Below are 20,923 nucleotides of genomic sequence, written 5' to 3' on the forward strand. Positions count from 1 at the left end.
AAGGCAGGCGTTCGTCATTGAATGGCCTGGATCGGATCTTGTACTGGCTCATCCCAACCCACGTGACCTTTGGTAGGGGTCACCACTAGGAGAGGAGGCGCCATGCCAACTATTACTCTTCCCGACGGCAGTCAACGTTCATTCGATCACCCGGTTTCCGTAGCCGAGGTCGCCGCATCCATTGGTGCAGGTCTGGCCAAGGCCACCGTGGCCGGCAAGGTCAATGGCAAGCTGGTCGACGCCAGCGACATCATCGACAGCGATTCCACGCTGCAAATCATTACGCCAAAGGATGAAGAGGGGCTGGAGATCATTCGCCACTCTTGCGCCCACCTGGTTGGCCACGCGGTCAAGCAGCTGTACCCGACCGCCAAGATGGTCATCGGTCCGGTCATCGACGAAGGCTTCTATTACGACATCGCCTTCGAACGTCCTTTCACTCCGGACGACCTGGCAGCCATCGAACAGCGCATGCAGCAGCTGATCGAGAAAGATTACGACGTGATCAAGAAAGTCACTCCGCGCGCCGAAGTGATCGAAGTGTTCAAGGCCCGTGGCGAAGACTACAAGCTGCGCCTGGTCGAGGACATGCCGAACGAACAGGCCATGGGCCTGTACTATCACGAAGAATACGTCGACATGTGCCGCGGCCCGCACGTGCCGAATACGCGCTTCCTGAAATCCTTCAAGCTGACCAAGTTGTCCGGCGCCTACTGGCGTGGCGATGCCAAGAACGAGCAGTTGCAGCGCGTTTACGGCACCGCTTGGGCGGACAAGAAGCAGCTGGCGGCTTACATCCAGCGCATCGAAGAAGCCGAGAAGCGCGATCACCGCAAGATCGGCAAGCGCCTGGGCCTGTTTCATACCCAGGAAGAGTCGCCGGGCATGGTGTTCTGGCACCCGAACGGCTGGACTTTGTATCAAGTGCTCGAGCAGTACATGCGCAAGGTTCAGCGCGACAACGGCTATCTGGAGATCAAGACTCCGCAGGTTGTTGACCGCAGTCTCTGGGAGAAATCCGGGCACTGGGCCAACTACGCCGACAACATGTTCACCACGCAGTCGGAAAACCGCGACTACGCGATCAAGCCGATGAACTGCCCGTGCCACGTGCAGGTGTTCAATCAAGGCCTGAAGAGCTACCGCGAGTTGCCGATGCGTCTGGCCGAATTCGGTGCTTGCCACCGTAACGAGCCATCGGGTGCGCTGCACGGCATCATGCGTGTGCGTGCGTTCACTCAGGACGACGCCCATATCTTCTGCACTGAAGAGCAGATGCAGGCCGAATCCGCCGCTTTCATCAAGCTGACCATGGACGTTTATGCCGACTTCGGCTTTAAAGACGTCGAAATGAAGCTGTCCACTCGTCCGGAAAAACGTGTTGGTTCCGACGAACTGTGGGATCGCGCCGAAGCCGCATTGGCTGCAGCCCTTGATAGCGCTGGCTTGCCGTACGATCTGCAGCCGGGCGAGGGTGCGTTCTACGGTCCGAAAATCGAGTTCTCGCTGAAAGATTGCCTCGGCCGTGTCTGGCAGTGTGGTACCCTTCAGCTCGATTTTAACCTGCCTGTCCGTCTGGGAGCCGAATACGTCTCCGAAGACAACAGTCGAAAGCACCCGGTGATGTTGCACCGGGCGATCCTCGGATCCTTCGAACGTTTCGTCGGAATCCTGATCGAGCACTACGAGGGTGCATTCCCTGCGTGGCTGGCTCCGACCCAGGCAGTGATCATGAATATCACTGACAAACAGGCCGATTTTGCCGCCGAGGTCGAAAAAACCCTCAACGAAAGCGGATTTCGTGCCAAGTCTGACTTGAGAAATGAAAAGATCGGCTTTAAAATCCGCGAGCATACTTTGCTCAAGGTTCCTTATCTCTTGGTTATCGGAGATCGGGAAGTCGAGATGCAGACTGTCGCTGTGCGTACTCGTGAAGGTGCTGACCTGGGCTCGATGCCCGTCGCCCAGTTCGCTGAGTTTCTCGCGCAAGCGGTTTCCCGGCGTGGTCGCCCAGATTCGGAGTAATTACTATTAAGCGTGAAATGAGACAAGATAAACGAGCTGCACCGAAAGCCCCGATCAACGAGAATATCTCGGCACGCGAGGTTCGGTTAATTGGGGCTGAAGGTGAACAGCTTGGGATTGTGTCAATTGAAGACGCGCTTCTTAAGGCTGAAGAGGCCAAACTGGATTTGGTGGAAATTTCCGCCGATGCAGTACCCCCTGTTTGCAAACTGATGGACTACGGCAAATCGATCTTCGAGAAGAAGAAGCAGATTGCCGCGGCCAAGAAAAACCAGAAGCAGATTCAGGTTAAAGAAATCAAGTTTCGTCCAGGGACGGAGGAAGGGGATTACCAGGTAAAACTGCGCAACCTGGTACGTTTCCTGAGTGATGGGGACAGGGCCAAGGTATCCTTGCGATTCCGCGGCCGTGAGATGGCCCACCAGGAGCTGGGGATGGAACTCCTCAAGCGAGTTGAAGGTGACTTGCTCGAGTACGGTTCGGTCGAACAGCATCCTAAGATGGAAGGACGCCAGCTGATCATGGTCATCGCCCCGAAAAAGAAGAAGTAATCATCAGGGCACGGCAGGCCTTCTGATTATGTTTATCAACTGAATGCGGAGTATCCGAACATGCCAAAAATGAAAACGAAAAGTGGTGCTGCTAAGCGGTTTCTGAAAACTGCTAATGGTATCAAGCACAAGCACGCTTTCAAGAGCCACATCCTGACTAAAATGTCGACCAAGCGTAAGCGTCAACTGCGCGGTAGCAGCTTGCTGCATCCGTCTGACGTGGCAAAAGTCGAGCGCATGCTGCGCCTTCGTTAATTTTAGTCAAGAATAGAGGAAGTAACTCATGGCTCGTGTAAAGCGTGGCGTCATTGCCCGTAAACGTCACAAAAAAATTCTGAAACTTGCTAAAGGCTACTACGGCGCTCGCTCGCGCGTATTCCGTGTTGCCAAGCAAGCGGTAATCAAGGCAGGCCAATACGCCTACCGTGACCGTCGTCAGAAAAAACGTCAGTTCCGCGCTCTGTGGATCGCTCGTATCAACGCTGGTGCACGTATCAACGGTCTGTCCTACAGCCGTTTCATCGCCGGCCTGAAAAAAGCGTCCATCGAGATCGACCGTAAGGTTCTGGCTGATCTGGCAGTGAACGAAAAAGCGGCGTTTGCTGCGATTGTCGAGAAAGCTAAAGCCACCTTGGCTTAAGTACCCCCGACAGTCACCCGGTCTCACCTCTGTGGGACCAGGTGTTAAACGTCATAAATAGGGGAAGAGCCTTCAAGCTCTTCCCCTATTTTGTATCTGGAGTCTGTACATGGAAAACCTGGACGCGCTCGTCTCTCAAGCACTAGAGGCTGTGCAAAGCGCTGAAGATATCAATGCCCTGGAGCAAATCCGGGTTCACTACCTTGGCAAGAAGGGTGAATTGACTCAGGTGATGAAGACCCTGGGGAATTTGCCGGCAGAAGAGCGTCCGCAAGTCGGCGCCCTGATCAACGTTGCCAAGGAGCGTGTCACAGAGGTTCTCAATGCCCGCAAGGCGCTGTTTGAAGAGGCCGATCTGGCCGCCAAACTGTCTGCCGAGTCCATTGACGTGACCCTGCCTGGCCGCGGCCAGACCTCGGGTGGTCTGCATCCGGTTACTCGTACTCTGGAACGTATCGAACAGTTCTTCACCCACATCGGCTACGGTATCGCCGAAGGTCCTGAGGTCGAAGACGACTACCACAACTTCGAAGCGCTCAACATCCCAGGCCATCACCCGGCCCGGTCGATGCATGACACTTTCTATTTCAATGCCAACATGTTGCTGCGCACCCATACCTCGCCGGTACAGGTCCGCACCATGGAATCGAAACAACCACCGATCCGCATCGTCTGCCCAGGCCGTGTGTACCGTAGCGACTCCGATATCACCCACTCGCCGATGTTCCACCAGGTCGAAGGCCTGCTGGTCGACCGCGACATCAACTTCGCCGACCTCAAAGGGACCATCGAAGAGTTCCTGCGCGTGTTCTTCGAAAAAGAGCTGGCCGTGCGTTTCCGTCCTTCGTACTTCCCGTTCACCGAGCCGTCCGCTGAAGTCGACATGGAATGCGTGATGTGCAGCGGCAAAGGCTGCCGCGTCTGCAAACAGACGGGCTGGCTGGAAGTCATGGGCTGCGGGATGGTTCACCCGAACGTGCTGCGCATGTCCGGAATCGACCCGGAAGAGTTTTCGGGCTTTGCCTTCGGCATGGGCGTTGAGCGTCTGGCCATGCTGCGTTACGGCGTGAATGACTTGCGTCTGTTCTTCGACAACGACTTGCGGTTCCTCGCGCAATTTCGCTAGTCGTAACGAATTCTTAGGAGAGCAGGATGAAATTCAGTGAACAATGGCTGCGTGGCTGGGTAAGCCCGCAGGTAAGTCGCGACGAGCTGGTTGCTCGTCTGTCGATGGCCGGTCTTGAGGTCGATAGCGTTACGCCGGCCGCCGGTGAATTCAGTGGCGTGGTCGTGGGTGAGGTGCTGAGCACCGAGCAGCACCCGGACGCCGACAAGTTGCGCGTTTGCCAGGTCAGCAATGGCTCGGAAACCTTCCAGGTTGTGTGCGGAGCGCCAAACGTGCGCCCTGGCCTGAAGATCCCGTTCGCCATGATCGGTGCCGAACTGCCAGGCGACTTCAAAATCAAGAAAGCCAAGCTGCGTGGCGTTGAGTCCAACGGCATGCTGTGCTCGCAAGCCGAGCTGCAAGTCGGCGAAGGCAACGATGGCCTGATGGAATTGCCGGCGGATGCGCCGGTCGGTCTGGATATTCGCGAGTACCTGAGCCTGGACGATGCCAGCATCGAGGTTGACCTGACCCCGAACCGCGGCGATTGCCTGTCCCTGGCCGGTCTGGCCCGTGAAGTCGGCGCGCTGTATGACGCTGAAGTCACCCGTCCGGTGGTGGCTGTTGTGCCCGCCGTGCATGACGAAGTGCGCTCGATCGAAGTACTGGCGCCAGCCGCTTGCCCGCGTTACCTGGGTCGTGTGATCCGTAACGTCGATCTGTCCAAGCCTACGCCGCTGTGGATGGTCGAGCGCTTGCGTCGTGGCGACGTGCGCAGCATCGACGCTGCCGTGGACATCACCAACTACGTGATGCTTGAACTGGGTCAGCCGCTGCACGCGTTCGATCTCGCTGAAATCAATGGCGGCATCCGCGTGCGCATGGCCGAAGAAGGCGAGAAGCTGGTACTGCTCGACGGCCAGGAAGTCAGCCTGCGTAGCGATACGCTGGTGATTGCCGACCATACACGCGCCTTGGCCATCGCCGGCGTCATGGGGGGCGAGCACAGTGGCGTCAACACCGCGACCACGCGTGATGTATTCCTGGAAAGTGCGTTCTTCGATCAGATTGCCGTCGCTGGCAAGGCTCGTTCTTACGGCCTGCACACTGATGCTTCGCACCGCTACGAGCGTGGCGTGGATTGGCAATTGGCCCGTGAAGCCATGGAGCGCGCCACTGGCCTGCTGTTGGAAATCACTGGCGGCGAAGCTGGCCCGATCATCGAAACCGTCAGCGAACAGCACCTGCCGAAGATTGCTCCGGTCACCCTGCGTGCGCAGCGCATCACTCAGATGCTGGGCATGGAAATGGAGTCGGCCGAAGTCGAGCGTCTGCTCAGCGGGCTGGGCCTGAAGATTGCTGCAGATGGAGCAGGGCAGTGGCGCGTTGAAGTGCCAAGCCACCGCTTCGACATCAGCCTGGAAGTCGATCTGATCGAAGAGCTGGCCCGTCTGTACGGCTACAACCGTCTGCCGGTTCGCTACCCGCAAGCTCGCCTGGCACCGCAAGCCAAAGCCGAAGCGCGTAGCGACCTGCCTGAGCTGCGTCGCCTGCTGGTGGCGCGTGGTTATCAGGAAGCGATCACCTACAGTTTCATCGATCCGAAACAATTCGAGTTGTTTAATCCGGGTGTCGAGCCGCTGCTGCTGGCCAACCCGATCTCGAATGACATGGCTGCCATGCGTTCGTCCTTGTGGCCCGGTCTGGTCAAGGCGCTTCAGCACAACCTGAACCGTCAACAGGATCGCGTCCGTCTGTTCGAAAGCGGCCTGCGTTTTGTCGGTCAGCTGGAAGGCCTGAAGCAAGAGCCGATGATTGCGGGTGTTGTTTGCGGTAGCCGTCTGCCGGAAGGCTGGGCTCAGGGTCGCGATGTCGTGGATTTCTTCGACGTCAAAGCCGACGTGGAAGCGGTGCTGGGCTTTGCCGGTGCGCTGGATTCGTTCACTTTCGTGCCGGGCAAACACCCTGCGTTGCACCCGGGTCAAACCGCGCGCATCGAACGAGAAGGTCGCCTGGTTGGGTTCGTCGGCGCTATCCACCCTGAATTGTCAAAAACCCTCGGTCTCGACCGTCCGGTTTTCGTCTTCGAGCTGGTTCTGGCCGAAGTGGCATTGGGAAAAATGCCAAAATTCCAGGAGTTATCACGCTTTCCTGAAGTGCGTCGTGACCTGGCACTGATTGCGTCCACAGACGTTGCGGCCAGTGCCGTACTGGATGTAATCCGTGAAAATGCAGGCGAATGGCTCACAGACCTCAGGCTATTTGACGTGTATCAGGGTAAAGGCATTGATCCTGATAGAAAAAGCCTTGCAGTCGGCTTGACCTGGCAGCATCCATCGCGCACTCTTAATGACGATGAGGTGAATACCACGACGCAAAACATCCTCACCTCGCTCGAACAAAGGTTGAACGCCACGTTAAGGAAGTGACGTATGGGGGCTCTGACGAAAGCTGAGATGGCGGAACGTCTGTATGAAGAGCTGGGCCTGAATAAACGGGAGGCCAAGGAATTGGTCGAACTGTTTTTTGAAGAAATCAGGCACGCTCTTGAAGACAACGAACAAGTCAAATTGTCCGGTTTCGGCAATTTCGACCTTCGGGACAAACGCCAGCGGCCTGGCCGCAATCCGAAAACGGGTGAAGAAATCCCGATCACGGCTCGCCGTGTGGTCACCTTTCGTCCAGGGCAGAAGTTGAAGGCCCGAGTTGAGGCTTATGCTGGAACCAAGTCATAACGACGAGCTACCCGTCATCCCAGGCAAACGCTACTTCACCATTGGTGAAGTCAGCGAGCTGTGTGCGGTAAAACCGCACGTGCTGCGCTATTGGGAGCAGGAGTTTCCTCAACTCAACCCCGTCAAACGCCGCGGAAACCGCCGGTATTATCAGCGACAAGACGTGCTGATGATCCGGCAGATCCGCGCGCTTCTTTATGATCAAGGATTCACCATCGGCGGCGCGCGCTTGCGTTTGTCCGGCGATGAAGCCAAAGACGACACCACCCAATACAAACAGATGATTCGGCAGATGATTGCTGAGTTGGAAGATGTGTTGGTTGTCCTCAAGAAATAATTTCCTGCATTTGAATACTTCCAGTTTTCAAAAGCTTGCGATATATTCTTGAGCGTTCTTCGAGAAGAGGAACGAGTTTCACGCCTAGTCGGGGCGTAGCGCAGTCCGGTAGCGCACTAGCATGGGGTGCTAGGGGTCGAGTGTTCGAATCACTCCGTCCCGACCATATTTTTCAATGACTTAGCCCGGTTCGGAGACGATCGGGTTTTGTTGTTTCTGGGCTTTGGTCATTTTGGTCACCGTTGGGTCACCGTTAGCAAAAAGCTCTTAAAGTGCCATTCGGGGCTTCGTCGCGTTGAAACCTGTCAAGGCTGATCAGTTCTGATTGTATTGGCTGCGATCTTTTCCTTTTCGCGAATTTTCTCTTGGGGGGGCGCTAGCTGACATCGACACGACTAGCTGTCTTCAGATTTTTTCTGATCACCACCAGAAGGATATGACAAATTAGGGCGAGGCCGATCACCAACTGCTTACGGTGGGTGTTTTCGTCCTGCATCTGGCAGAGTTCCCGTACCTGTCGCAGCAGTGAGGGTGGGTGGAACCAGTCAGATGATCTCAGGAGGCGGCGCAAGCGCGAACCCATCACGTTGCATTGCTTGAGCGGAGATCGTCGCATGATGAGCGTTGTGGGAGGTCGATTTTTCTGGTGTTCGGAGGCAGGCCCGAACTGGGTAGTCAGGCAAAGCTCGAAGCGACTGGCAAAGTAAGCTTTCTCGAAGCTCGTCACATTGAATAGACTCGATATAGCTGTGCGCCCATCCATCGTAAGTGCATGTAATGGCTGAGGCTATGGGCGCTTAAAGTAAAGCGCCCGGTGCAAACTTCCTTTGAATTACTCATTTTCATCTACGGCTACACTGAAGCCGAGGTCTTTTATTATTAGCGCGCCTGGAGTTACACATTCAGTGGCGTTAATAAATAGCTTGCCAGTGCTGAAGTGTTGGGTGTACTCCACCCTCCATGTGAAGAGCTGCTTTGCTTCGGTGTTTTCACCCTGCGATATAGCGAAGAACGAAGTTTCGAAGTCGACGTCGTCCTCATCATAGGCTTGTTGACTTGTCTGAACAGTATCACCTTGCTTCAAGGTGTCGGAGTCAACTCGAAACTCCTCATTTTGAAGGCTTATTACAGCCTCACCCATACCTTCGATGTAAAACGCCATCCGATTTCACTCCTTGGTTAGAGTGGAATTGTAATGGTGAATCAATGGGTCAAGCCAGTATTTCGAAAACTGGTACTCAAGCCGGTTTGTAGTGGTCAGCTAATTCAGGACATGACGTTAAGTTTTTCTCGGGCTGAGCTGGCGCCAAACCACCGTTGAATTGATGGGCCGGGGTAATTTGATCTTGTGTTTTATATTGTTGATTTAAAAGGGAAATTTAATATTTTATATGCTGGAATACTGTTTGGAATTCCATTGGCTGAGGGCTGCAACGGCGAGCTGTGCAATGACGTTACCTACATTTCAAACCCCTGATTGAGTCAGGGCTGCTCTACCGCGGAGCGGACGTTGCCTCGTGGGCCAGGTCATCAATCTATCCTCATTAGTAATGGGGCGGGAGGCCCCTAGTAACATTGCTGCGTTATAGCACCAACGTGACCAATGAATCTCCGGTGCGGAAAGTCCACTTGCTCTGTCCCTGATCAGTCGGGGGCAGATGTCTGCTTTTGGCAAAGCAGACATTTGGACAACCATCGTCAACAATCTTACTAATCAGAAACCGGCTAACCCTTGAGCCGATCCTGCCGCTAGAGACCGAGCTCATCCAGTGCAAGGAGCAACTTGGCACCCAGCATGATCCGGTCAGTAGCATCTATGCCGTTTTCCTGTGGCACTCGATATATCTGGTCACTGCCGATGTCGAAGCTTGCACGTAAGTCCTCCATATTCCGTACGAGTTCAGGGTCGTCAGGTAAGTTTTCGAGTTTCCAGCCATCGTCGACACTTTCGATGGCGACAGTACCACCCGTTCGTTCCAGCCAGCGACGCAGGGTTTCGTATCCAATAAACCAGAGGTTGTTGTCTGGAATCTTCAAGCCGCTCGTGGTCGCCACCGCCGAGAGATAGGGGTCGCGGTAGTAACTGCGCATGACTGTCAAGTTCAGCATGCAGATGCTGTAGCCACGTTGGCTGATGGCATAGCGGCCCGAGTTACCTTCACGCATGCGCGGGTACTTGACCAGGTAATAACGCCAGTCCAGCACATGGTCGCGTTCGCACGCGGCGAGGAACGCCTGCTGAATCTCTTTGAGCACGGCGAGATCGTTACCGCTTTGCGCGACCTGATCGAGTAGTTGGGTAAGGGGTTGTACCAACTCGGGACTTTTTCTGTTCGCAAGCAGATCTCGCCAGACTGCTTCGCTGCGCGGCGAGCCGAAATCGAAAAAACGGTAGCCGCCATAACGATCCTGCTTGCGCGAATAATCGCCCAGCGAGAGAAGTGCGCCGGTCAACTGTGGCCAACAGTGCACATCTTCGAACAAGGTGAGAAACGCTAAGGCACGTTGGGCAAAAATTGCAGGGTCCTGGGCTGGGTCGAGGTCAAACACGGCCAGTGCGCCGTGCAGCACGATGTTGTCTTCCAGTCGGTAGACCACTTCGCGCAGCGACGGGTGGGCGGCAAGGAAGCTGATCTTGTCCTTTTCGTTCGCTATCTGCTTCTGATTGAAGGTCGATACGCCGTCCAGGGTTCCGTCTACGATGACACGGCGCACATCTTCCAATAAGGCGGGCATGTTCTGTGCGCGCATTTCACCGCCACCGGACGCTTCGATCAGGTTGCGCACGACACGTAACTGTTCAGGGAAATCAGCGGTTTTGTGCATGCGATGCAATAGCACTGCGTAGAGCAGAAGGCTATGAGATTGACTCCACTCGGCATCCCCGTAATGCCGGCAGCAACCACCGAAGAGGTCGATGCGGCTCTGGTCGGGCTGGGAGCGCAGAGGATTGAACAGCAGCAGGGCAGATGAGGATCGAGCGTCGGCTGTACGCAGCCAGCTGTTAAAGGCATTCCTCGTGTCCAGTTTGACCCAGACATCGAAGGCTGCGAACAGGAAGTTCAGGTGCTCGACCGCCTTCGCTTGGTCGCTGGCAAACAGGCTTTGTGCCAACTGATCGAGGCTAGCCTTGCTGTCGGTGCGATTGCCCTCGCGCCAGGCGCAAAGGTCAAACACAAAACGGAAGTAGCGCATGAATTGATCATCAATAAGCTGATCAGCGTCCTTGTAATCCCAGATGACATCCGTCCACACGGTATCAACCCTGTGTGCGAAATCGTCGGCTTGTGCAGGGCAAGCGCTTTTGAGCAGCGTCTCGAAATGCGCTTTGAAGTTTTCGAACGGTGTCAGCGGCTTGCCGCGAGAGTTCATCTTGATATAGAGGTCGTCATTGAGCTTGTTCTTCACCACCGGCAGTAGGTGGAAGCTAATTGCCGGATGGTCGGTCGCGGCAAGACGTTCCCAGGCAGCAGCGAATGCTTCGCTGCTGGCGCCGGCAAAGCGCTGTTCCAGCGCCTGCAGCATGACTAGCATGGCGCGGATACTGGAGTCATGTTGCCAGCCGTGAAAGTACCAGGGCTGATCGACAACCCAACCCTTCAGGTCGGTTTCGCTGGCGGGTGGTCGATAGTTGGCCAATGCCTCGCAGAACTGACGGGCACTGGCGCGGGTGGCGTAGGTAAAGTTGCGCCATGCTTGCCCTTCGATGGGTTCGCCGGCCTGCCAGCTCAGGTACCAGTGCAGCAGGAACAGCGTGGTCAGGCGCTGTTGGCCATCCAAGGGGTAGAGGGTGCCGTCCACGACATCGCCATAGATGAAATCCAGGCTAATAGGGCGGTCGTCATGCATGACGGCATCATGTAAGGCATCGACGAAGTCCTTGCGGATTCGCTCCACCGATGCACCATGGCGGCCTTGTGCATAATCGCGCTGGATCAGCGGAATTTCGATTCTTCGGATTCCATGAGTTGCATGCAAGTTATTGTCGAAGAGTGAAATGTACGACGTGAGCGTGTGGTTCATGCCATTTTCTCTTCGTTCAGGAAATAGGGCTTTGCGATCTCGAGGATTGTATCGAGATAATGATTGCGATCCTGTGGGCCCCAGAAATGGTTCTGGTGCGCGTTCGCCGGGGTGTAGTACTTGAGGAAGACATTGCGCGTGCAGACCGGTATGTAGCCTCCCTTGCGGTCTACATCCAGTAGCATTTGCCGCTTGGCCTCGAACACCGCGTTGCTCAACAGGCTGTTGTCCGACCTCGACAGCAGGGCTAGGTTGGCGATGGAATGCAGGCCATGAGCGGAGGCAGTCTGCTCGTCGGGCGCATTGAAAGCGGCGACGACACGACTGGCCAAGTCTTGAAAGGTATTGCCGAAGTTCTGCGCAGTGCCGACCTGCTCAAGCGCTATCTTTAGATCCTCCAGCAGCTGCGACTGTTGCGGGACGGTATTGGGAGCCAGCTCATTGAGCGCGGTCAAATGCAGCCTTAACCAGGTTTGCCATTGTTCGGCCTTGGTCAGGTTCTCGGCATCCTGCGCATGGATGTGCTCCAGCGACCATGCAGTATCGGTGTGCATGTGGAAGGGGAAGCGTTGGTTGGCGTGTGGGACCCGGCGCATGGTTTCGACATTTACCAGTAACAGCAGGTGCAGCAACTTGTCGTAGTCCTTTCGGTCGTCATAGCTGAGCGCTTCCACGTCCGAAGCCTTGAGGTCCAACGACTTTCTGATGCGGTGATCCAGGTCCTGTTCGAATTGACGCTTGCTTTGATTTGCGGACAAGCGAGCCAGTTCTCCGAAGTCCATCCCTGTGAGTACCAGATAACCCACCTTATGAAACAGGTTGCGGTTGTTGAACCAGCCAAGCATCAGGTCATGAAGGTTGAGAACCTGCAGCCAGAATGCTAGAGGGTCGGCTTCGATATCCTGCCGCAGAGACTCGAAGGTATGGTAGCGCGTTGAATTGCGTGACTGGCTGCCGGGTACCAGGGAATCGAGCAAAAGGCTGATCCTGGTCGGGTAGCGGTCGGCAACCTTCGGCGAATTGCCACAGATGAAACCCCACAGCTCGGGAGCATGGAGATCGCGCTCGATGATGTCCCATTGGCTGGCGACCTCGGCGGCTCGATGGGCATGCTTGACCTTGATCCTGGACAGTAGCAACGCTTTGACCAACTCCGCGTCCGTCAGCGGTATCCTGCCGACGTTCAATCGAGTGAACAGGGCCGTGGCATCCATGTCCTGAGGGGCTTGGTACCAGATCACCGCTACTTTCTCGAACAGCGCTTCATAGAATTTGTTAGCCGCGAATTGAATACGAGCGCCGTGGGCATCGAACCACTTGCCAATACAGCGGTACGCCCTGTGCAAGTGGAAGTAATCGATGTTGCTGTCGTAGTCGTCCAGCTCCTCATCGCCGAGCCTTTCTAGAAATGTTGCGCTCCCTGGGCGGGTTTCGTAGTGCAGTGAATAGGGCAGCGGGGCCTTGTTCAAACCCGTTTTATGCATGTAGAGCAGTATCAGGTAGATCGTGGTCAAGCGCTGCTGCCCATCGACCAATTCCCATTGACATGTCTGCGCCGTAGAGCCTCGTGAGTGCTGTTTGACCACAATGGGCTGTAGGTTATAGGGCTGGTCCAGTTCTGCGGTTTTCAACGCCTGCCAGATGTCGTTCAGCAGGCGGTCCACATCCGTTGTGTCCCAACGGTAGCCACGTTGGTATCCAGGCACCCTGAAAACACCAGAAATATCGCCTACGAATTTGCTAGCCAGCGTTGCTGCGGTCAAATCGACACTGTGTGAGTCCAAGCAAAGTTCTTCCATGATTTACGATCTCGAATCGGGTGCTGGGTAGGCATGGGATGTTTGGCGCTTCGCGTGGATTCAATCACCCAATGAGGCTCATTGCCATCATTTTGACTGGCGGATGGGCAAAATCCATGAAACTCAGCCTTCCAGGCGTCCACCCGACATCGCGAATGCCTATGTCTGGTCAGTGGCCGCACGTTGGGGTAGTCATGTCCAATGCACTTACGCAATTGCATTGGATCTGCGGTCGGAGCAATTAATCGCTTGCGTATACACTCGCTGCTCGACGAAGCGTTTCGCGCACGTGTGCTCGTATTACTGGAGGGGCGAGCACTTCAATGTCGCCAGCATTACTGAGCAGGAACAGGCGCAAGCCTTGGGTGTCGTGGAGGGTGCAGCTCAAGTCCCATCGGTCGTCGGCGTATTGCACTACAACCTGGTCTTCAGCCAGCGGGTTCTCGGTAAGCCGATTTTGCAGGTTGGGGCTAAGACGTAGTTTGAGTTGGATGGGACTTTCGCCGTGTATCGTCATGAGGTGCTTTTGGGCCTCAAAGGAGTTGACGTCGTAGCAGGCCGGGCCAGGTATTTTCTGCCAACTCGTCTTGACCTCTACCATTCGATGCAGCATGAGGGCGCACATCGACTTGGGGCCGTTACTGCTGTACTTGCCGCGGGAGGTGTCTGGCGGGGGTGTATCCGACTGCGGCCACTGCTCCTCGAGCACGTAGGCAGACAGATAGACGTTTGAATCCTGATAGGAAAGTGCCAAGGGTTTAAGTAGGTAAATGCACTCAACGCCGCCGGCGTCTCTTGGAAGGTAGGTCACCTCAAGCGAAGCATCGTCCAGAATCGCCCCTTGGATAAGGTCGAGATGCGCAGGGTCATATTTACCGGGTTTGAGCAGCGTAAAACGGGTCCCCGAAGTGATTCGCTGCGTCCAGGCGATAGTCCGCTTGGAGTGCTTGGTTATTTCCGTGGTTGCGTATTCGCGTAGCTTGGTCAGTTGTTCCGTATGTGGTGGGAAGCCGAAGCGCTCTGCGTGGTCGAAAATAGCGGCCAGCGTCATTGCCTCTGTGGGAGAGAGCGTCAAGTCGAAGCTGCCCCGACCGGTTTTCCAATATTTTGATTTCTTATCTGAGCCGGTTTCACCCTGAGTTACCAACTCGGCTTCGGTCAGAGCCTCGAGGTCGCGCAGTGTGGTTTTTACATGGAGGCTGAAATCATTGAACCACCGACATAGTTCAGTGTGGATATCCGCCGTCGACAGGGACTTGCCTTCGCGTTGAAGAATTTTGCGCAAAGCGGTCCGGCGTCGGTGATGATTTATCATTGCTGAAGCTCAGGGACAAAAAGTGGGTTTATCTGCTGGGACTATGTACTGGCTGACAAGCAATCCTGCGACTACATGTGTCAGCCCACAGGAGCATTTCATGAACAACCAAACCTATCTAGCCCTTCCTGGTGTTTCTGAGTTCATCAGCTGGCTGGCCTCTGATCTCGATTCGCAAGCGCACTTTAATCATCAATACGTCAATCGCAAGACTAATGAGAAATGGTCGTGCAGCAGCCTGTACAACGCCTTCGAAAACTACCATTGGAACCATCCGGGTAATTCCCGCTTAGGCTTCAATCCAGGGGTTTGCTCCAGCAGCAACGGTATCGCTTTATCTGCCCTGCGTCAGGACTTGGTGAATGCTTGCGGGAGCGACTCACGCACTCTTGATGCAACCGCCGACGTGATGCGCTGGGGCGGTGTGACTGCCCACAATGTGGATTGGCTGAAGAAGAATGAGGTCGGGCTTGGCCGCATGTTGCAAGACGTACGAGCTGCGATAGTCGCCGGCGACAGCCAGGCACCTGTCTTGCGTTCGAAAAACCTTCGTTTCAACTCTGGGATGACCAAGGTGTACTCCTTGCTCTGCAAAGACTTCATCATCTACGACAGCCGCGTTGCCGCAGGTCTGGGCTGGATGGTCGTAAAGTATTGCCTTGCATACGGATTGTCCAAGGTTCCTGAAGGGCTGTGCTTCCCTTGGGCCGCTGCCAAGGAAGGAGAGAATACGCTCGCTCCCAAGCGCCGCGACCCTGGTACCGGCGGGCTCAAGTTCAAGGTCTTGCGCTCAGGCCATCATCACGCAATGTGGAATATGCGCGCCAGTTGGGTACTGAGTGCGGTCCTGGCGCATCCAAGCGCCGCCGGCAGCCGCTTCCATTTGGTGCCCACTCCGAATGACCCGCTGCGTGCCCTGGAGGCTGCACTCTTCATGATTGGCTACGACCTGGGTGATCAGCGTCTAGCTTTAGCGGCTTAAGGCCTGATCGACAACTTCCTCCAGTTGCTTGACGGGGAGGTCATTCTGAATGAGTGAGGTGCAGGATGCGTGACATGAATCCGTTGCAGGCTTTGATTATGCAGCTCGCCGCTGACGGCATCAGTGCTGGTGACTTGAGAAAGGCCGTGATGCAGGCATACCCAAATCTTTGTGATGCGAAGTATCAATCCACGCTATTTGGCCTTCAGGAGGCCGATAGCCTTATGGGCCAGGAAGTGGGCGGCGAGTGGTGCTTCACCGCAATCGATAAAACTGACCCGGACTACCCTCACCCGGAGTACAGCGCTGAATTTGCCGAGAAGATCTTGGCCGCATCATGCGGGGAATTTGTAGAGATCAGCGCAGATGATTTGCTGGCTCAACTGGACGAGATGCTGGCAAAGGCACGCGCCAAGAAACCGGACACAGGACCGTAAAACACCCGGCAGCCCAGTATTCAATACGGATGCGGTGTTTAACGAACATCAACAGTGTATCAGTCAGCAAGGGGTGTCTTGATGGACATCAAGTCCGATTTTGTGTCCGTCGAACGAGATGAGTTCGATGGTCTCACCACGATTCAGCACCTGCGTCACTGCCGGTATCGTTCTGGCAAGAATGAAATCACCTTCTCGTGGCGCCGCAATATTCGTCCTGCTTCAGACCGCATGATTCTTGATGTTGAGATCAAGACCTCGCGCTCGGGCGGCTGGCTGCCCTCTCAATTGACCTTGTTGGTCGATGGTCGACGGATCGAGTTGAAGTACCTGACAGGCAGAAGCAGCGAATTTCGAGGGAGTAGCTTCTTCGAAATCGGTATGTTTTTCATCGAGCCATCTCAAAAGGTTCTTCGCTGCCTGTGTGATGCCAAAGTACTGAAGCTCAAGCTTCAATCTGACGAGAAAAATGAGCACACGGTTCTTCCGGACGAGTTTTGTGCCCAGCTTCAGTTGCAGGCTCAGCAGTTCTATAACAACGCTTTCGATGGTGACGAGTATTTGTCAGCCGTCAGTGGCGTAGCCTTACGGACAGAAGACACAACGTTCGCTGAACAGATTGCCAGCCGCGAGTCGCACTATCGGCAATTGTGCAGGTATCGACTGTGCTGGGCTGTACTCTGGGGCAGTTTTTTTGGTGGGCTGTGCGTGCTTGGCGCGTTCGAGATCATCATGTTCTCGGCCAAGTCGGCGGACCAGTTGATCATCGCTGGAGTGCTCAGCGCCTCAAGCTGGCTAATTCCCCATCTTCAGATCCTTTGGATCGAACACCAGAAAAACAAAGAGTGCCCCAGTTGTCACCATAGAGCGATAAAGATGGTCCGCTCTCATGAGGCGGTTTATCAAGTCCGATCCGTGGAGCGTCTTGTCATCGACAGATTGACAGGGCAGCGCAAGTCGCGGCAGGTGACCGTGACGGACCATGAGGTGAGTCAGGATTTCGAGTGCAAGGACTGCCGGCATCTATGGACGCGAAGCCATATTGCTCGAGGTTTTTAAGACATCCTGTCAATGAACGGCATCGCTAGGCTCGGATCTGATTTCGGCTAACGACTCATCTTGTCGCACCACGCTGTAGTCTGGAATAAGTGCCAACAGATTGAGGAGTTTCTATGGTCAGGCCAGTGCGTCCTTTCACCATGCGTTGCAAAGATTGTGGCTGGAGCCAAACGGTTATCCCGCTCAGTGACGTCTTGCGATTCGAAGACTGTCCTGAAGTTTGCCCGCGTTGTAAAAGTCGGGATGTAAATATGGAACAAGCCACGGCCCTGGAAGTGGCCGTGGCGAAAGTAAAGCGATTATTTGGTTAGTCCTGAGCCTGAAACTTTGCCTGGCGGCTATAGCGGACCATTCAGTTCTTTTACTTTGTATACGCCAGGCTTGACTCGCAGGTACTTTGCTTCAGCACCCTGTTCGACATTGTAGCCGCCGGCTCCCGTCTGCTCGTCCTGCGCGTAGTTGGCGATGGTCGTCCCGATCGTCGATTCCATAAAGAACTCGAATCCGATACGATATTTTTCAACCAGCTTCTGCTCTATAGAGCACATGACCCGACGACGTTCGCTAGTCAGTTCCTGCACTTCAAAGGGTTCGCTCAGCGCACCGTTGCGCACTTCCAGCAGGATTGATTCATACAGCGTCATGCTTTTTTCCTTGTGATGTCGGCGGCCGAGATCAACCCGACCGCCGTGATTGGTCGTTTATGCAAATGTGGAATCACGTCGGCGGCTAAAAAACCTGAATCGCTCCCGCGGCCACCGGCAGAAAGAGCCATGCGGCGATGACAGTCCGACCCGATGCCGCCTCAATCGCTTGGGCGTAAGCATCGAGCTGACCCGCATGTTCCTCGGCCAATCGTTCCCATTGGGCTTCGGGCGCCGGGTTGGATTTGTGGTCAATGAGCACCCAGCCATCGTTTGTGTCCAGCAGAAGATCGATCCGACCATTGAGCACCTGACCCGAGCGCAGCAACTGTTGCACCGGATATTCAGCCATGGCTTTGGCCTCTGGCCAGCGGGATTCGATCCAGGCGTGCAAGGCCAATTGCTGTGCGATGACCTGACTCGCATTCACATGCTCGTGCACTGCGTGGCTCTGCAACAGGTCCTGCACTTCGTCTAAGGTGAGGGGGCAGTTGGGGTCAGTGAATGAAAGGCACAAACTGGCATGAATGGCCGTTCCCAATGCACTCATTTCCGGGCTGCCTTGGAAGGCTATGCGAGTGCCGATTCGGTATGTATTACGGGTTGTGGTGCTGGTGCGAGCGCCACTGCTGGACGGTTGGAAGCCCAGTGGCAAACGAGGCTGGATCGCTTGTGCCGGGGCAAACCAGTGCAGACGCTGCTCAATCACCGCCACGGGCACAGGTGAGTCACTGGCAGTGAGCGTTTGGCAATCGGCGCGCAACTCTTTTCCATTCGGCAGCTTCAAAGTCGACAGCCCGGGAGGCGTCATCAACCAGGGTGCCTGGACAGTGTCGAGCCACTCTCCTGTGATCTTTCTACTAGAACGGGCAATGACCAGCAGGTCTCGGGCGCGGGTCATGCTCACGTAGAGCAGGCGTTTTGCTTCTTCAGCAGCTTCAGCCCGACACGCCTGGCCCATGGCAGTCTGCTCGAAGGTTTCGCTCAACGGAACCGCTTTCTGTTTGCCCAGTGGCCATGGCCAATAGCGGATAAAGCGGTCATGCAACGGTTTATGTGGATCGAATGCGCTATTGGACTGAGCCGAGACTGACCATAACCGGTCGCTGATATCGCGTGCCAGATCCATCAAAATCACGACCGGCCATTCCAGACCTTTACTGGCGTGATGAGTCATCACTTGAACGGCATCCAGCGCAGGAGTGGCCAGTGCATCGCTTTTGGCGTTGGCGACGTCGTCCAGCGACAACAACAACCCAGAGATGGATGCCGCTCCTAATCCATTTTGGCAGAGATCCTCATATTGCTGCGCCAGATCGATCAAAGCATCCAGGTTGGCCAAACGCTTTTGCGCCAGCGCTGTCGAGGTTGACCAGCCGGTGACACGCGTTGGTAAATCACACTCTGCGATCAGCCGTTGCAATGCCTCTACCGGTGACAGCACCGGCAGATCTGTGCGCAGTTGTGCAACGGCCGCCACAAGCGGGTGTTGCGAATACTCGCCGAGGCTCAGTTCACGCCACTGGGCTTTGGGGTGTCCGGCATTGAGGTAACGCAGGCGCTCGGCAACCCAGCTTTCCGGCCCTTCGGTTTCGGTTAACGAGATAATCTGTGCCGTTGCCAGGGTGTCGGTCGGGTCGTTCAATCGGCGCAAACACGCCAGTGCCAGAGTTGCCTCAGCGGTTGCCAGCAACCCGGGTTGGGTTGTGGAGCAGGGAATGCCCAGAGTCGCGAGGGCGGCGGTTACTTTCGCGACGTTACTGTGGGAGTAGCAAAGCACCGTAATATCGGCCAAACGCACCGCACGGGCTTCCTGGCGGGTTTTATCGAATACCTGATAACGGCTGGCCAGCAGTTGGCTAATCCCCTCGGCCAATGCGTTGACTTGCAATTCGGCATTTTTGCCATCCAGTACCCAATTGGCGAAGGCTGGGCCAGGTAGAAGATCCGTACGGGTCGGTATCAGCTCAATGTCCTTTGTTTCCAGGCTATTGGAGAAGGCTTTGTTGAACACATCGTTCGTTAGTTCGACCAGTTCGCTTCGTGACCGCCAAGAGTTAGGCAATACCTCTTTCTTGCCACCCATATCGGGCAAAGCCTTGAGGATGGCTTGCATCAGCGCACAGTCGCTGCCCCTAAAACCATAGATTGCCTGCTTGATATCCCCGACCCAGTAAACCTTTTTTGCAAAGCGTGAAAGCTTGAGAAAAATCGCCAACTGCATAGGGCTGGTGTCTTGGAACTCGTCGACCATGATCAGATCAAGCTCATCCTCAAGCACTTGCGCCACGGCTGTGTTGTCCAGCAACTTGAGCAAGGCGTGTTCCTGGTCGGCAAAGTCCAGCACGCCAAACTCACGTTTACTGTGTTCGTACACTTTCAATACATCTATGGCCAGGCCGAAAACCTGTTCGAGGTAGGCGCGGATGTCGCCATGTAGATCCGGGTGTTCGGCGTAGCGGCCTATGGTTTCAGAGAGGGTTGTTACCAATGGCTTGAGCTTTGCCTCAGGAGCTTCCTTCGCCAGTTTCGCCCAATCACTCCAGCGCGCGTTGCCATGCTGCAGTTCATAGTGGAAGCGGGTAAGCAACGTTATGTAGGCTTCAGTGTTCTTTTTATCGCTGCCAGCTGCCTGTAACAGATCCAATACCTTGGGAATGCTGTGCAACAACTCGCCGTTCAAGTCGGCTGTGGTCGGTTTGGGGAAATGCTTCAGCATGTCGTCGGCATTTCGGGCAGCAAAACCACGAGACAGTTCAAGATCAATGTCGTTGGTGCGCAACTGACTCAGAAGCTTGCGCAACTCATCGCGCCAGTTGGTATTAGCAAAGTCGCCTTGTTGATTGGTGTCTTCAAGGCCCAGACGTCGGGCGACGGCAAGTAGATTATCCAGGCGTTCACCATCAAGGACCCGGTCAACCGCTTTGTTCAGTAGCAGGGCTGCCTGGTTTTCTTCCAACACACGTTGCTCGGGTGGCATGCCTGCTTCGAATGCAAAACGCTCAAGCAATTGCCCGCAAATACTGTTGATGGTCCCGATACGGGCTTGGCCCATGGCTGTGGCTAGGTTGATTTGGCCCTGCTTGAGAAGGTGGCTACGGACCCGCTCGCGCAGCTCGGCAGCGGCTTTTCGGGTAAAGGTCGTGGCAATCACACCCGAAGGCTGGACCTGCTGATCAAGCAACTCCTGGTGCAGTATTTCAGTAAGCCGGTGGGTTTTGCCGCTGCCGGCGCCAGCACTGATAAATGTGATGTGTGCGGTGGTCGACAT

At 55.3% G+C, this 20,923-nt stretch carries 17 protein-coding genes and 1 tRNA gene; 12 read left to right on the forward strand and 6 right to left on the reverse strand.

What is annotated here, in order from left to right; all coding sequences use genetic code 11:
- Positions 1-102: 102 nt before the first annotated feature.
- The 9 genes from thrS (at position 103) to AB4N91_RS07530 (ending at position 7,559) form a co-directional block, all read left to right on the forward strand.
- The gene (gene thrS, locus AB4N91_RS07490; RefSeq protein ID WP_010455934.1) at positions 103-2,025 is read left to right on the forward strand and encodes a threonine--tRNA ligase; all 1,923 of its coding nucleotides are present in this window, start codon (positions 103-105) and stop codon (positions 2,023-2,025) included.
- On the forward strand, positions 2,025-2,576 hold the full coding sequence (gene infC / locus AB4N91_RS07495; RefSeq protein ID WP_169857083.1) for a translation initiation factor IF-3: 552 nt from the start codon (positions 2,025-2,027) through the stop codon (positions 2,574-2,576). The genes thrS and infC overlap by 1 nt, the downstream gene beginning before the upstream one ends.
- Positions 2,577-2,636: 60 nt before the next feature.
- Positions 2,637-2,831, forward strand: a complete 195-nt coding sequence (rpmI, locus tag AB4N91_RS07500; RefSeq protein ID WP_002553160.1) for a 50S ribosomal protein L35 — start codon at positions 2,637-2,639, stop codon at positions 2,829-2,831.
- Positions 2,832-2,859: 28 nt separating this feature from the next.
- A complete protein-coding gene (gene rplT / locus AB4N91_RS07505) occupies positions 2,860-3,216 on the forward strand; it encodes a 50S ribosomal protein L20 (protein ID WP_007905879.1) in 357 nt (118 codons plus the stop codon).
- Positions 3,217-3,325: 109 nt separating this feature from the next.
- On the forward strand, positions 3,326-4,342 hold the full coding sequence (gene pheS, locus AB4N91_RS07510) for a phenylalanine--tRNA ligase subunit alpha (RefSeq protein WP_007905876.1): 1,017 nt from the start codon (positions 3,326-3,328) through the stop codon (positions 4,340-4,342).
- A 26-nt stretch (positions 4,343-4,368) separates the two neighbouring features.
- Positions 4,369-6,750, forward strand: a complete 2,382-nt coding sequence (gene pheT, locus AB4N91_RS07515) for a phenylalanine--tRNA ligase subunit beta (RefSeq protein WP_077748046.1) — start codon at positions 4,369-4,371, stop codon at positions 6,748-6,750.
- A gap of 3 nt (positions 6,751-6,753) precedes the next feature.
- Complete coding sequence (ihfA, locus tag AB4N91_RS07520; RefSeq protein WP_002553164.1) at positions 6,754-7,056, forward strand: integration host factor subunit alpha; 303 nt, start codon at positions 6,754-6,756, stop codon at positions 7,054-7,056.
- A complete protein-coding gene (locus AB4N91_RS07525; RefSeq protein WP_003179985.1) occupies positions 7,037-7,393 on the forward strand; it encodes a MerR family transcriptional regulator in 357 nt (118 codons plus the stop codon). Before ihfA ends, AB4N91_RS07525 begins: the two co-directional genes overlap by 20 nt.
- 89 nt (positions 7,394-7,482) lie before the next feature.
- Positions 7,483-7,559 (forward strand) — tRNA-Pro (locus AB4N91_RS07530).
- A gap of 666 nt (positions 7,560-8,225) precedes the next feature.
- On the opposite strand, the gene AB4N91_RS07535 is transcribed toward AB4N91_RS07530, so the two are convergent.
- The 4 genes from AB4N91_RS07535 to AB4N91_RS07550 all read right to left on the reverse strand — a co-directional run bounded on the left by AB4N91_RS07535 (position 8,226) and on the right by AB4N91_RS07550 (position 14,530).
- Positions 8,226-8,555 carry a hypothetical protein gene (locus AB4N91_RS07535; RefSeq protein ID WP_460112226.1) on the reverse strand — a complete coding sequence of 110 codons (330 nt, stop codon included), beginning with the start codon at positions 8,553-8,555 and terminating at the stop codon, positions 8,226-8,228.
- Positions 8,556-9,142: 587 nt separating this feature from the next.
- A complete protein-coding gene (locus AB4N91_RS07540) occupies positions 9,143-11,416 on the reverse strand; it encodes a DUF262 domain-containing protein (protein WP_047227861.1) in 2,274 nt (757 codons plus the stop codon).
- Complete coding sequence (locus AB4N91_RS07545) at positions 11,413-13,200, reverse strand: DUF262 domain-containing protein (protein WP_460112227.1); 1,788 nt, start codon at positions 13,198-13,200, stop codon at positions 11,413-11,415. The genes AB4N91_RS07540 and AB4N91_RS07545 overlap by 4 nt, the downstream gene beginning before the upstream one ends.
- A gap of 256 nt (positions 13,201-13,456) precedes the next feature.
- Entirely contained in the window at positions 13,457-14,530 is a 1,074-nt protein-coding gene (locus tag AB4N91_RS07550) for a helix-turn-helix transcriptional regulator (RefSeq protein WP_460112229.1), read from the reverse strand.
- Between the two features lie 100 nt (positions 14,531-14,630).
- Here AB4N91_RS07550 and AB4N91_RS07555 point away from each other — a divergent pair, with 100 nt between their 5' ends.
- The 3 genes from AB4N91_RS07555 (at position 14,631) to AB4N91_RS07565 (ending at position 17,008) form a co-directional block, all read left to right on the forward strand.
- Positions 14,631-15,512 carry a hypothetical protein gene (locus AB4N91_RS07555; protein WP_460112230.1) on the forward strand — a complete coding sequence of 294 codons (882 nt, stop codon included), beginning with the start codon at positions 14,631-14,633 and terminating at the stop codon, positions 15,510-15,512.
- Between the two features lie 74 nt (positions 15,513-15,586).
- On the forward strand, positions 15,587-15,949 hold the full coding sequence (locus AB4N91_RS07560; RefSeq protein WP_230682624.1) for a hypothetical protein: 363 nt from the start codon (positions 15,587-15,589) through the stop codon (positions 15,947-15,949).
- An 81-nt stretch (positions 15,950-16,030) separates the two neighbouring features.
- A complete protein-coding gene (locus AB4N91_RS07565; RefSeq protein ID WP_460112231.1) occupies positions 16,031-17,008 on the forward strand; it encodes a hypothetical protein in 978 nt (325 codons plus the stop codon).
- A gap of 338 nt (positions 17,009-17,346) precedes the next feature.
- Here the strand turns inward: AB4N91_RS07565 and AB4N91_RS07570 are convergent, their stop codons facing one another.
- Both AB4N91_RS07570 and AB4N91_RS07575 read right to left on the reverse strand, forming a co-directional pair.
- On the reverse strand, positions 17,347-17,652 hold the full coding sequence (locus tag AB4N91_RS07570; RefSeq protein ID WP_047227866.1) for a hypothetical protein: 306 nt from the start codon (positions 17,650-17,652) through the stop codon (positions 17,347-17,349).
- A gap of 85 nt (positions 17,653-17,737) precedes the next feature.
- Positions 17,738-20,923: a UvrD-helicase domain-containing protein gene (locus tag AB4N91_RS07575; protein WP_460112232.1), complete on the reverse strand. Its 3,186-nt coding sequence runs from the start codon at positions 20,921-20,923 to the stop codon at positions 17,738-17,740.

It is taken from the genome of Pseudomonas sp. H3_D04 (genome assembly GCF_054669175.1).